Source organism: Teredinibacter purpureus, from assembly GCF_014217335.1.
GTDB lineage: Bacteria > Pseudomonadota > Gammaproteobacteria > Pseudomonadales > Cellvibrionaceae > Teredinibacter > Teredinibacter purpureus.
This window is the reverse complement of record NZ_CP060092.1, coordinates 4,355,405-4,367,474: the sequence shown is the minus strand read 5'-3', so window position 1 is coordinate 4,367,474 and position 12,070 is coordinate 4,355,405. Positions and strand designations below refer to the sequence as shown.

The 12,070-nt window shown below is 48.4% G+C and carries 10 protein-coding genes; 5 read left to right on the top strand and 5 right to left on the bottom strand.

The window, feature by feature from the left end; translation table 11 throughout:
- Positions 1–42 precede the first annotated feature (42 nt).
- Complete coding sequence (gene fbaA / locus H5647_RS19440; RefSeq protein WP_045860679.1) at positions 43–1,119, bottom strand: class II fructose-bisphosphate aldolase; 1,077 nt, start codon at positions 1,117–1,119, stop codon at positions 43–45.
- Positions 1,120–1,443: 324 nt separating this feature from the next.
- Between fbaA and rplU the strand changes: the two genes are divergently transcribed.
- From rplU to H5647_RS19415, 5 genes are all read left to right on the top strand, one after another.
- Entirely contained in the window at positions 1,444–1,755 is a 312-nt protein-coding gene (gene rplU, locus H5647_RS19435) for a 50S ribosomal protein L21 (protein WP_045860678.1), read from the top strand.
- Between the two features lie 13 nt (positions 1,756–1,768).
- On the top strand, positions 1,769–2,026 hold the full coding sequence (gene rpmA, locus H5647_RS19430; protein WP_045860677.1) for a 50S ribosomal protein L27: 258 nt from the start codon (positions 1,769–1,771) through the stop codon (positions 2,024–2,026).
- 173 nt (positions 2,027–2,199) lie between these two features.
- On the top strand, positions 2,200–3,402 hold the full coding sequence (cgtA, locus tag H5647_RS19425; RefSeq protein WP_045860676.1) for an Obg family GTPase CgtA: 1,203 nt from the start codon (positions 2,200–2,202) through the stop codon (positions 3,400–3,402).
- A gap of 108 nt (positions 3,403–3,510) precedes the next feature.
- A complete protein-coding gene (gene proB / locus H5647_RS19420; RefSeq protein ID WP_045860675.1) occupies positions 3,511–4,632 on the top strand; it encodes a glutamate 5-kinase in 1,122 nt (373 codons plus the stop codon).
- A gap of 82 nt (positions 4,633–4,714) precedes the next feature.
- Entirely contained in the window at positions 4,715–5,764 is a 1,050-nt protein-coding gene (locus H5647_RS19415) for a pyridoxal phosphate-dependent aminotransferase (RefSeq protein ID WP_045860674.1), read from the top strand.
- Between the two features lie 157 nt (positions 5,765–5,921).
- On the opposite strand, the gene rpsT is transcribed toward H5647_RS19415, so the two are convergent.
- The 4 genes from rpsT to H5647_RS19395 form a co-directional block, all read right to left on the bottom strand.
- Positions 5,922–6,188: a 30S ribosomal protein S20 gene (rpsT, locus tag H5647_RS19410; protein WP_045860673.1), complete on the bottom strand. Its 267-nt coding sequence runs from the start codon at positions 6,186–6,188 to the stop codon at positions 5,922–5,924.
- Positions 6,189–6,303: 115 nt separating this feature from the next.
- Positions 6,304–8,451 carry an ATP-binding protein gene (locus tag H5647_RS19405; RefSeq protein ID WP_045860672.1) on the bottom strand — a complete coding sequence of 716 codons (2,148 nt, stop codon included), beginning with the start codon at positions 8,449–8,451 and terminating at the stop codon, positions 6,304–6,306.
- A gap of 15 nt (positions 8,452–8,466) precedes the next feature.
- Complete coding sequence (gene pdsR, locus H5647_RS19400) at positions 8,467–9,162, bottom strand: proteobacterial dedicated sortase system response regulator (protein ID WP_045860671.1); 696 nt, start codon at positions 9,160–9,162, stop codon at positions 8,467–8,469.
- A 255-nt stretch (positions 9,163–9,417) separates the two neighbouring features.
- Positions 9,418–12,024, bottom strand: a complete 2,607-nt coding sequence (locus tag H5647_RS19395; protein ID WP_045860670.1) for a cellulase family glycosylhydrolase — start codon at positions 12,022–12,024, stop codon at positions 9,418–9,420.
- Positions 12,025–12,070 lie beyond the last annotated feature (46 nt).

The window sequence follows — 12,070 nt, the reverse complement described above, 5'->3', positions numbered from 1 at the left end:
TAAGTAGCGGGCTTAATCAGTCTTAAGGTTTTAACGCGAAGCTTAAAGTACGTTTACAGCGTTAAGGTCGTTAAAGGCTTGCTCTAGGCGTGTAACCATTGATGCTTGGCCTGCACGCAACCAAACACGTGGGTCGTAGTACTTTTTGTTTGGCTTGTCGTCGCCTTCTGGGTTACCAATTTGGGCCTGCAAGAAGCCTTCATTGCCCGTGTAGTAGTTTTTGATTCCTTCCCACGTCGCCCATTGAGTATCAGTATCGATATTCATTTTGATAACACCGTAGCCAATAGACTCGGTAATTTCGGCTTGAGAAGAACCCGAACCGCCATGGAAAACAAAGTTTAAGCTGTTGTCAGCTAAACCGAACTTCTCTGACACATGCTTTTGTGAGTTATCAAGTATGGCTGGTGTTAGCTTAACGTTGCCAGGCTTGTATACGCCGTGCACGTTGCCAAAAGAAGCCGCAATGGTAAAGCGTGGGCTTACTGCGTTTAACGTCGTATAGGCGTATGCAACGTCTTCTGGCTGGGTGTAAAGCAATGAGCTGTCCATATCGGAGTTGTCAACGCCGTCTTCTTCCCCGCCGGTGCAGCCCAATTCAATTTCTAAGGTCATGCCTATTTTGCTCATGCGCTCGAGGTACTTGGCACATGTCCCAATATTTTCTTCAAGGCTCTCTTCAGAAAGGTCAATCATGTGTGAAGAGAATAGCGGCTTGCCCGTTTCTGCAAAGTGCTGTTCACCGGCATCTAGCAGGCCATCGATCCACGGTAGAAGCTTCTTAGCCGCGTGGTCGGTATGAAGAATAACAGGAACGCCGTAGGCTTCAGCCATTTGGTGTACATGCTTGGCGCCTGCAATGGCCCCTAAAATTTGCGCTTGTTGCCCTTCAAGTTTCAAGCCTTTGCCCGCGAAGAACGCGGCGCCGCCATTGGAGAACTGAACTACAACAGGAGATTTTACTTTGGCTGCAGTTTCTAGCACCGCGTTAACAGAATCTGTACCAACGCAGTTAACTGCAGGTAGGGCGAAACTGTTGGCTTTGGCAATCTCAAAAATTTTCTGAACATCGTCGCCAGTAGCAACGCCGGGTTTTACTGCATCTAAAATTTTGGACATATCTATAGTTTCCTGTAGTTCATCTCGTGGGACGGGTGGACCAAGACAGCTCTTCTTTTTTCCTGGCGACTTTCGAATTCGGTAGACTCCCCGTTTCGGGGGCGCATTATACGGAATATTGGATCATGATAATACTACGATGACGATTGCTTTGAATTTAACCATAAAGTACAATGCGCGCCCCTGTATGTCTAGGCTGCAGGTTTAATACGTTAAACGATGCAAGTTTTGTGCTTATCGCCACTAATGGTGATGGTTTGAAAGGTTAGGTCCATAGGGCTATTACCTACTTCGTGTCGTCCAATCCAAAACTGGAGCACAGTTATGTACGCAGTTATTGCTGCCGGTGGTAAACAGCACCGTGTGGAAGAGGGCGAAGTACTTCGTCTAGAGAAAATTGAAGTGGCTACTGGCGAGACCATTGATTTCGATCAGGTTTTGCTGGTGGGCAGCGGAGACGACGTTAAAATCGGAACTCCAGTTGTTGAAGGCGCTAAAGTGACTGCCGAGGTGTTAAATCACGGTCGTGCGGATAAGGTAACTATTATCAAATTCCGTCGTCGTAAGCATTCTATGAAGCGTCAAGGTCATCGTCAGTGGTATACAGAAGTTAAGATCACTGGAATTAAAGGTTAATTAGGAGAGAATCATGGCTCATAAAAAAGCTGGTGGTAGTACTCGTAACGGTCGCGATTCCGAGAGTAAACGCTTAGGCGTGAAATTGTTCGGCGGCCAAGTAGTTAAAGCTGGAAATATTCTAGTTCGTCAGCGTGGAACTAAGTTTCACGGTGGAGAGAACGTAGGTATGGGTAAAGATCACACTTTGTTCGCTAAAACTGATGGCGAAGTGAAGTTTGCGGTTAAAGGCCCTAAAAATCGTAGATTTGTTAGCATCGTAGCTGCTTAATCTCGGTTTTATCAAAGCTTTAAAAGCCCCGCTACACTGTGTAGTGGGGCTTTTTTGTTTGTAGTGTCAGTAAGTATGTTAGAGATAGCAGTGGAGTAATGTTGCTCCCGTTGTGATGCTCGAGAATGTCCCCCTCATTCGTGCAGTATTAGAAATAACAGGAACAGATTTAAATGAAATTCGTAGACGAAGCACCCATTAATGTTCAGGCAGGCAAAGGCGGTAACGGTTGCTGTAGCTTTCGTCGCGAAAAATATATTGAATTTGGAGGCCCTGACGGCGGCGATGGCGGTGATGGTGGAAGTGTGTTTTTGGAGGCGGATGAAAACCTCAATACTTTGATTGATTACCGTTACCAGCGAAGCTATAACGCCCAAAGCGGGGAGGGTGGTCGAGGTCGCAATTGTACGGGGCATAAGGGCGACGATTTAGTGCTAAAGGTACCTATTGGCACTTCTGTACTTAATATTGATACCGATGAGCAGCTAGGTGATCTTACCGAGCATGGTGAGCGTTTGATTGTGGCACAGGGCGGTTTTCATGGGATAGGTAATGCTCGCTATAAGTCCAGTATTAACCGAGCACCGCGCCAGACCTCTAGCGGTTCTGAAGGTGAAGCGAAGAGTTTGAAGTTGGAGATGAAGGTGCTCGCAGATGTGGGCATGTTGGGTTTACCTAATGCGGGCAAGTCTACATTTATTGCCGCGGTATCAGCCGCTAGACCAAAGGTTGCCGATTATCCTTTTACCACTTTGATCCCTAGTTTAGGCGTTGTAAAGGTACAAAAGCATCGTAGTTTTGTTGTGGCCGATATTCCTGGGCTTATCGAGGGTGCCGCTGAGGGCGCTGGTTTGGGCGTTCGGTTTTTGAAGCATTTAACGCGCTGCCGTGTGCTTTTGCACTTGGTGGACATTTGCCCTATCGATGGCTCAGACCCTGGCGAAGGGGCGAAGGCGATTGTGAGAGAGCTTGAGCATTTTAGTCCAACGTTAGCAACGCGTGATCGTTGGTTGGTTTTAAACAAAACTGATTTGTTGTCGGAAGAAGAAGTTGAAGAGCGTAAAAAAGCGGTAGTGGATGCATTAAATTGGCAGGGGCCTGTTTTTTGTGTGTCGGCTATTGGTCATTTTGGTACAAAGCAGTTATGCGAGAAAATATTGACGCATATGGAAGAGCTGTGGCGCCTAGAGAAAGAAGATGAAGAGCACGCCCGGCAGGAATACGATACGCAAATTCGAATGCAGGCGGAGGCTCGCGAGAAAATTGAAGCGCTGCGAGCAAGACACAAATCAAAGAAACTTCAGAATAGTGAAGAAGATGACGATGATGATGATGACGATGACTTCGATGTAGAAGTAGAATATGTTCGTGAATAGATTTCTCCAACTTTCAATATTCACGCGATAAATTGGGTGAATACTGCTGCGATAAATTGTCAGGTTCACTCCCGGTAATAACCTGATAAATAACGAACGAAGAGAGCGATGAGCAAACGAAAGCTAGTCAAACAAAGTCGACGTTGGGTTATCAAAATTGGTAGCGCTTTACTGACCGATAACGGTCGAGGTCTCGATCAAGAGGCTATGGCGGGATGGGTTGAGCAAATAGCCGCCCTGTCGAAAAAAGGATATGAGGTTGTGTTGGTGTCATCGGGTGCGGTGGCTGCGGGTATGACAAAGCTAGGCTGGAAGACCCGACCTAAAGCGATTCACGAGCAGCAGGCTGCGGCTGCGGTAGGTCAGGCAAGTTTAATTCAGGCTTACGAGCAAGAATTTCAAAAATACGCGAAGAAGACGGCGCAAGTCTTATTGGATCATGACGATCTTTCTAGCCGTCAGCGGTATTTGAATGCGCGTTCAACGCTGCGTACATTAATTAACATGGGTGTTATTCCCATTATTAATGAGAACGATACCGTTGTGACCGACGAAATTCGTTTTGGCGATAATGACACGCTAGCGGCGTTGGTCGCTAATTTAATTGAAGCGGATGTATTGTGTATTTTAACGGATCAAAAGGGCATGTATGACTGTGACCCACGTAAAAATGCATTAGCTGAAATAGTATTTGAAAAGCCAGCGCTATCGCCTGATTTGGATGCAATGGCCAGCTCCGGCGGTGCGTTAGGTCGTGGGGGAATGATCAGTAAGGTGAGGGCTGCCCGATTGGCGGCTCGTTCAGGAGCGAGCACCATCATTGTGGGTGGCAAGGTGCCGGATGTAATACCTCGTGTTGCGAATGGCGAAATTCTTGGGACACTCCTGTTCTCGGATCAGCAGCCTATCGGTGCGCGCAAACAGTGGTTGGCGGGGCATTTGCAGTCGAGAGGAACGCTTGTGCTCGACGATGGGGCGGTAGCCGTATTGCGTGACAAGGGTAAAAGTTTGCTGCCGGTAGGTGTTAACAGTGTGAGCGGGCATTTTACGCGAGGCGAAATGGTGGTGTGCCAAGATCAGCAAGGAAAAGAGATAGCGAGAGGCTTGGTGAATTACAGTAGTGATGACGCGCGAAAAATTGTGGGTCAGTCTACAACGCGCATCGAAACCTTATTGGGTTACAAAGATTTCGATGAGTTGATCCATCGTGATAATTTAGTGTTGTCATAACGCTTGCCGAAAAACCCATTAAAGCGGTAATCTTCGAAGCCCAGCGTTTGCTGGGCTTTTTACGTTTAGAGAGTTTATTTTTATGTCCATCTTCAAAGACCATATTGATCGCATGAGCGCCTACAAGCCACCGTTGGATGGACGCGACCCTAAGCAGCATGTGTTGCTCGATTTTAATGAGCGCACCTTGCCTGTTGGTGAGGCGATTCGGCAGGCGTTAGTGGATTACGTGAATGATGGCCGCTTGCAGATGTACCCTGCCTACGGTGATATTACCGAGCGAATAGCGGCCTACGCAAAGGTAGGTGCTGATCAGGTGATGATTACAAATGGCTCCGATCAAGGGATTGATTTAATTATTCGTGCGGCGAGCAGGGAGGGCGATGAAGCTATTATTCCGGGCCCTAGTTTTGCTATGTACACCCAGTGCGCACGCATTGAAAATTTGAAAATAATCCAACCGCAGTATACGCGTGAAAAAGGTTATCCTTTGGCGCAAGTGCTGGCTGCAATTACCGATAGAACGCGGGTTATTGTGGTTTCTAACCCGAATAACCCTTGCGGTACCGTAGTGCCACGTGACGATATATGCACGCTCGCCAAAGCGGCTCCTCATGCTGTGATATTGGTCGACGAGTGTTATTTCGAGTACACATCGGTGACCGTCGCCGATGTTGTAAAGCTTTATCCCAATATAGTGATTACTCGCACCTTCTCAAAGACATGGGGCTTGCCGTCGCTTCGTCTTGGTTACGTTATCGCTGAAGCCGACAATATTCGAGCGCTTTTAAATGTGCGTGGGCCCTACGATATTAATCAAATGGCAATTGTGGCTATTCGTGCTGGCCTCGATAACCTGGAGGGTATCGAAAGCTATGTGGAGGAGGTTATGCAAGAGTCTAAACCTCTATTAGAGCGGTATTTAGATGAGCAAAAAGTTGTTTACTGGCCGAGTGGGGGTAATTATCTCTGGGCGTTTTTTGCGGATGCGCACGTGGTAGAGCAAGGTTTGCAAGCTGCCGGTATTTTGGTTAGGCCAAAAGCTTATGGCGACAAAGTGGGATTGAGAATAACGCTGGGAACGCTGGGGCAGACAGAGCGATTGTTGAGTGTGCTAAAGCAGTTTGTGTGATTGGCCGCAGCGCAGTGTTTGAGGTGTTGGCTAGATTGAGGGGCGCCTAGAGGTTGTTAATAGGTTTGCGTTTTGTTTGCTAGTGACTATTTATTAGTCAATAAAAAAGCCGACATATAGTCGGCCTTTTTTGATGCTAGGTTGATGAGCGAAAGGCTTATGCAGCCAGAGCTTTAACCTGTGCATTAAGGCGGCTCTTATGACGAGCAGCTTTGTTCTTGTGGATAATGCCTTTGTCAGCCATACGGTCGATCACTGGAACAGCTGCAGTGTATGCTGCTTGTGCTGCTTCTGCGTCGCCTGCTTCAATCGCCGCAACAACTTTCTTAAGATAGGTGCGAACCATGGAGCGCAAGCTAGCGTTGTGAATACGTGCCTTATCGTTTTGACGGGCGCGTTTCTTTGCTTGGGGTGAATTTGCCACCGGTTTGCTCCTGTAAAATCTGTTTTAGTAAAGTGAATTCTGGTTTCAAGCCGCGACTAACAATAGGATAGGTGCGGTTTGAGGACGCGGTATTATCCGTGTTTGCCGATTAATGTCAAGTGATTGGGAGCCGTACTTCGAACATAACGCCGCTGTTATGGGGTAAGTTGTAGCATTGAACCTCTCCGCGGTGAAAATCGGCTATTAAGCGCACAATATATAAGCCTAGGCCTAAATGTTGGCCATTGTCTGGTTTAGTGGGTTTATCTCGTACGGATACCATCGAATCGAACAGTTGGCCATGCATATGTTTAGGGAGTGGGGGGCCTTCATTATGAACCGTAAAGACAATATCGTTACGTTGTCGATATAGGCCCAGTTCAATTTTCCCGTTTTTTGGGCAAAAATCAGCGGCGTTATCGACGAGCTTGTCGAACATTTGTACGAGTAATTCTCCGGAGGCTAGCAGTTTAAGTGGCCCTTCGTCGTGGCGAATATTCAGTTTGAATGTTGCTTGTCGGTATACATCCTCATAGGCACCTTTTAGGTTGCCCAGTAGTTCATCACAAGGGATGGTTTCGAGCTCTGCCGCGCCTATGGCTTGTTCTACGCGGCTAGCGGCACTCATAGCATTGAGTATGTTAGAAAGCCTGTTGGTGCCTTCCTTGGCCCGTTCGGCATAGGTTGTGGCTTGAGGTGAAAGCGGTTCATGCTCGAGGTTTTCCAGCGATGATTTTACGATGGCCAAAGGGGTGCGCAGTTCGTGAGAGAGTTTACTCGACAGTGAGCGTAAATAGTTGGTGTATTCGCGTAAGCGCATGAGCAGTGTGGCGTAATTGCGTGAAAGATCCCCTAGTTCGTCCTGGCTTTTAAACACGGGGAATTCATCTACAATTTTACCGCTATCTGAGATGGCGTTGGCAGCGGCAAGGCTTAGGCGGCGAATGCGCAGAGATAGCCAGGAGGCGTACAGTATTAAACTTAAGCTAGCGGCGAAGGTCACGATGAGAGAGTAAAACAATAACCTATAGAAGGCCGAACTGGTTAAGCTTGCGAGGCCATCGGCGCTCTGGTCTGCGACAACAACTGCGATAGGAATATTCGCGCTGGAGGCGTTAATGTCTCCGTGGTCGCGTAAGTCATTTTGGCTCAAATTGAAAATAGGTGCTGTAACACGGGCGAGTTTATGTGTTCCGTGTTGGTACCAGCCTTGTGGCGAGACGCCATTGCGCGCAGGCGAAGCGCCAAGAGACTGATAGATTTCGGGGGTATCGAGAAGCCCTGTAGCACGACTATCGCCCAGCTGGGGTAAGCCTACGGTGCCTAGTGCGGTGCGATAGAACCAGTTGATAAATGAGTGCCGGTTATTTAATTGATGGCTGGCGTTGGTTGAAAGGCTGCCCGCCGTGGCGATAGGCCGGCCTCCACGGCTGGCAATGTGCAGTTGTATACCGTTACGGGTGAAAATGTCGAGTTCGCGAGACAGTGTTGCTGATTGGTTTATCAGTGGCGGGACCGTATTTTTTCGGCTGAGATTGCTAGCAATGCGTTCAAGTCGATGGGTGTTGTGCTTTCCTGCGTCGAATACTTCAATGCCCACGCCTTTTTCCGCCCAGCTTAGGGGGATACTTAATTCCAGTTGGTAGCCTGCTCGCCATTCGGAGGATATGCCGCTAACCCAGAAGTCACGCTCTAGAGTGCCGTCGTCTCGCAGCCACGCGGTTTGTAAGTCGCCGGGACCTGTAGCGTAAATAACAAGCGGTTGATACTGAGTCGTGCCCGTGGTGGAGGGCTGAATATGGAGAAGAATGTGGTCACTGTGTAAGGGGGAGGGTAATGTTGGGTCAAAATAGTGGCGTTCTTGATCGTTTACTTGAATAAATAAAAATAATCGTGCATTTTCCGTGTTGGGCCCTGTGCCCGCTATTATTTTGGCCCCACTGTTACCCGTATCGCCCCGTAAAATCTGAAGGCTGTAAAACTGCGCAAGCCACTCGTCATTGTAGGCATCGATAATAGGGGCAGACAGTAAGCGGTGAGCGTATAAAGGGACGCTGCCGGAAGGAGGGTTAAGCTGAGTTAAGCTTGCTACGGTTTGAGGGTCGCTGCCTAGGCGCGCGGCCACCGCTTGGGCGGTTGCGCCTAAGGCTTCGGTTTGGCCTTGGCGCAGTGTGTTTTCCATTTCTCGAATATATTGGCAGCCCACCCACGGTAGAGTGAGTGTAATGAGGCTGACAACCCATAACTGTTTGCGCAGTTTCATTGATAGTCGTGTCGATTAGTGACCACTTAGCCAGCGATAACCCATGCCGTAAGCGGTTTGAATGCAATCAAAACTGTTGTCGTGTTCTTTAAATTTTTTACGAATGCGTTTGATATGGGATGTAATGGTATTGTCGTCGAGCACGACGTTAGCGGCATCCATAAGTTGTTGTCGGTTTTTTACATGCCCGGGATGTTGTACAAGCGCGTTAACAATCCAGAGTTCGGTAACGGTTAGGTCGACCATATTGCCTAGCCACTGGGCGGTCATTCTGTCCATGTTGAGAGTGAGTTTACCGCGTACTAATTCTTTTTCGGCGATGACCGGTTGCTGCAGGGCGTCTATGCGACGGAAGAGCGCTGTAATGCGTGCAAGCATATGGGGTTGGCTGATATCTTTAGTGAGGTAGTCATCGGCGCCTAGTCGTAGGCCTGAGACAACGTCAAACTCGCTATCGCGAGCGGTGAGGAATATTATGGGTAATTCCGGCGCTCGGCTACGTAAGTCTCGACACAATTCAAACCCCCCTTCAATTTCATCACCCAAACCCACATCAATAATCGCCAAATCTGGCAGGCGCGCACTAAAAGCCTCTGAGGCTTCGGGGCGGCTGCTGTAGTGAGAGACTTTATAGCCATGGCGCTGTAACGCATCGCGGTAATTCGCGGCAATGGCTTCTTCATCTTCTACTATGGCGATATGACGGGACATGGTGGCCTTATTTATTTTATTGGCGTGAAGGTTTAACGCGGCCTCCTACCTTTAGGGGAATGAATAGAGGCGTTGTTAGTTTGCTGAAGCTTACCAGCGAATATGAGGGTTCAACAAGTTGCGGTGTTAATGCGTAATAAAAGGTGTTGGGCTATGGGGCTGGTAGAGCGTACTCGTAAAAGAAGATACGCATAAAAAAGGCCGATACGTAGAAACGTATCGGCCTTTGCGGTTTAAGCAGGGATTAAGCGAACATTAGTTCCACTTAATACCACCTTTACCGTTTACGATTTCGTCACCGCGAGGAGTTAAATCTTCTGCGTCGTCAACGGTATAAGTCATGTCTAAATCCATTTCTTCGAGCGTATTGCCGAACCATGACGATGCTATCCAAGAGAAGGGCGCACTGCGCTGCTCGATGCTTAATGCGGTGTCTAGTAAGCCTTCAGCAACCAAACCGCCGTCGGTGTAGTCAACCGCTAGGTTTTCGAATTCATGCAGGTAGAAGAAGTCGACAAGGCTAAGAACCACATCTTCTTTTTCTACAGGAATTAAACCCTCAACAATAAAGTAATCCATTAGAACAGCGTCGGTCGTTAGCGCGGTACCTTCGGCGGCCACAATTTCAAAACCAAAATGCTGTGGTGTGCCGTCACGAGCAAAATCGAGTAATGAACCATCGTCTTGTTCTGCTCCGCAGCTTACAGGGAAGTCTACAACTTGAGAGATATCCATCCATTCTCCAGGAGTGATAGCGTCCTGATCCAACAATACTGCGTTGAAGTGACAGGCCCAGTTTTTATCCTGTAAGAAAATTTGGAAGGTATAGCTTAGGCCTTCAAAGCTCGCGGGGAAAAGAATGCGGGTTTTGAGGGTAAGCGGTTCGGAGGTTAGGTCTAAAAAGTCGACTTTGTCCCAGTTGGATTTAGTCACGGTCATGCGGGCATCGCCTGCATTGTTTAGCGCGATAGACAAGTTACCGTCTTGCGCTATAACGGCGGTAGAATCACCCCAACTTAGAGCGGCAAAGCCTTCTTCGTCAGCGTCAAAGCTGCCGTTAAACTGCTCACCTTCAACGTAGTCGTTAGTCGCAATGGTTGCAACAACCATGTCGTCAATTAAAATAGCCGCGGTTGAATCTGTGATGCTCACGCCATCGGCAACACCGACACTACCAATTTGAATACCGATCATGCTGCTGCCAGCTGGGACGGTCATGTTGAAGCTGACTTCAGTCCAATCGCCGTAAGTAAAGTTACCCGTACTGCCAGACTCTATCCAGTCACCTTCACTGTTAAAGAACTTAAAGTAGAGCCAAGAGCCTTCATAGTCGGCAGGCATAAACACGCGTGCGCTAACGTTCACTTCGCCGCCGAAACTAGGCAGTGCCCAGTTTTGAGCTGAAATGTCGGCGTTGCCCGCTTCACGTGCAATTGCAACTGCGCCGCTGGCGTCGTAGCTAACTACGGTGTTGTTCCAGCCGGTATCCCAGCCTTGTACATCACTGTCATACGATTGGCTCACGAGCTCGACCGAACCACTCCCTTCGATAATTTTAAAATTATCGATTTGAATAGCACCGGTAATGTCTACTGGCTTATTGTTGGCGACCAGTTCAATACCAATTTTGGTTACGGCTGTTAGGTCGAAGCCGTCTGCAGCCCACCCAAAAGATGAAGTGTTTTTAACGGAGTGTTTAAAGGTATTCCAGCTTTCTTTTTCAAATTCTCCTACACCTTTCCACGCTAGGTTTGCGTAGTTTTCGTTGGCATCACGTAGGTAAACTTGTACGCCCATGTTGCCATCGTCGATGTAGGCATCGGCAACTTTAACATCGAAGAAAATATCGCTGTTGGTAATATCAACAGGGCCATTTTCTAAGGCGATATTGACCGCAACTTTATCGTCAACTGTCTCCCAAGGAATATCGAGGCTAGGCGAGTAATCGCCAGCACCTTTCACCATAAGCTCGTTGTGTCGCACGGGAACTTCACCTACGCCGGAACCGCCAAACTCACTCATTAAAACGGGGATGTCTTGCGAGGTAAGTAGCTCCATGGCTTCGATGGCTTTGGCGCCGGTTTTCCAGTGAGAGCCATAGCCGTGTACGGAAAGGATCAAGTTGTCTTGGTCGTCGGCAGCCATAAGTTCTTTCGCGCGACCACTGACAAAAGCAAAGTAATCGGAGCCACAGCCTGGGCTGCTAATCACGAGAGGTACATTAAAACCAGCATTACGAAACGCGCGAATGGCGGTTTTGTAGTTGTCGATATAGATCTTGTAGCCGGTGCTATAACCGTTAAAAATATCGGCTGGGCCCCAACCGCTAGCGACGTTAATCATAATATGTGGCTGGAAATGGTCTTGAGCAATAACATCTAGCCACTCGTCTAGCCAAATGTTGTTAACGGCATTGGCGAAAGCTGCTTCGTCGTCGTTACAGGCTAGTGCGTCGTCCCATAAAACTAATTCGGCCACCATGCCGTTAGCCACAACCTTGTTAAGCGCGGCTTCGAGGTTGCTGGGGTGGGTGTCGGCCAGTAATTTTAGGCGAACAGTATTAGCACCGGTTGCCGCAATTGCATCTATGGCATCAATGTAGGTGAGAGGGTCATCACCAAAGGCTAGGTTTATACCACGCAGCAGAACTTCCTGGCCCGTAGGCGTTAAAATCTGGCTGTCGTTGGTGAGAATTACCGGGGCATTAGCCGATGGGCGTGCTTTGGTTAGGTCTTCTGTGACAACATCGGGCGTGAGCTTAAAATCGTCACTGTCGGAGGTGCCTAGCATACTGCTACCGCCACACGCTTGTAAAAACGCTGCGCCGGAGAGCAAGGCCATTAGTTGTATTTTATTTTTCATATTGTGCTCCACAAAATCTGGTTTCTTTTGCCTCGCCGACGGCGTC

Excerpts from the sequence above, each read along its gene's own strand:
- fbaA (WP_045860679.1), bottom strand. The coding sequence starts at position 1,119 with ATGTCCAAAATTTTAGATGCAGTAAAACCCGGCGTTGCTACTGGCGAC.
- rplU (WP_045860678.1), top strand. The coding sequence starts at position 1,444 with ATGTACGCAGTTATTGCTGCCGGTGGTAAACAGCACCGTGTGGAAGAG.
- rpmA (WP_045860677.1), top strand. The coding sequence starts at position 1,769 with ATGGCTCATAAAAAAGCTGGTGGTAGTACTCGTAACGGTCGCGATTCC.
- cgtA (WP_045860676.1), top strand. The coding sequence starts at position 2,200 with ATGAAATTCGTAGACGAAGCACCCATTAATGTTCAGGCAGGCAAAGGC.
- proB (WP_045860675.1), top strand. The coding sequence starts at position 3,511 with ATGAGCAAACGAAAGCTAGTCAAACAAAGTCGACGTTGGGTTATCAAA.
- H5647_RS19415 (WP_045860674.1), top strand. The coding sequence starts at position 4,715 with ATGTCCATCTTCAAAGACCATATTGATCGCATGAGCGCCTACAAGCCA.
- H5647_RS19405 (WP_045860672.1), bottom strand. The coding sequence starts at position 8,451 with ATGAAACTGCGCAAACAGTTATGGGTTGTCAGCCTCATTACACTCACT.
- pdsR (WP_045860671.1), bottom strand. The coding sequence starts at position 9,162 with ATGTCCCGTCATATCGCCATAGTAGAAGATGAAGAAGCCATTGCCGCG.
- H5647_RS19395 (WP_045860670.1), bottom strand. The coding sequence starts at position 12,024 with ATGAAAAATAAAATACAACTAATGGCCTTGCTCTCCGGCGCAGCGTTT.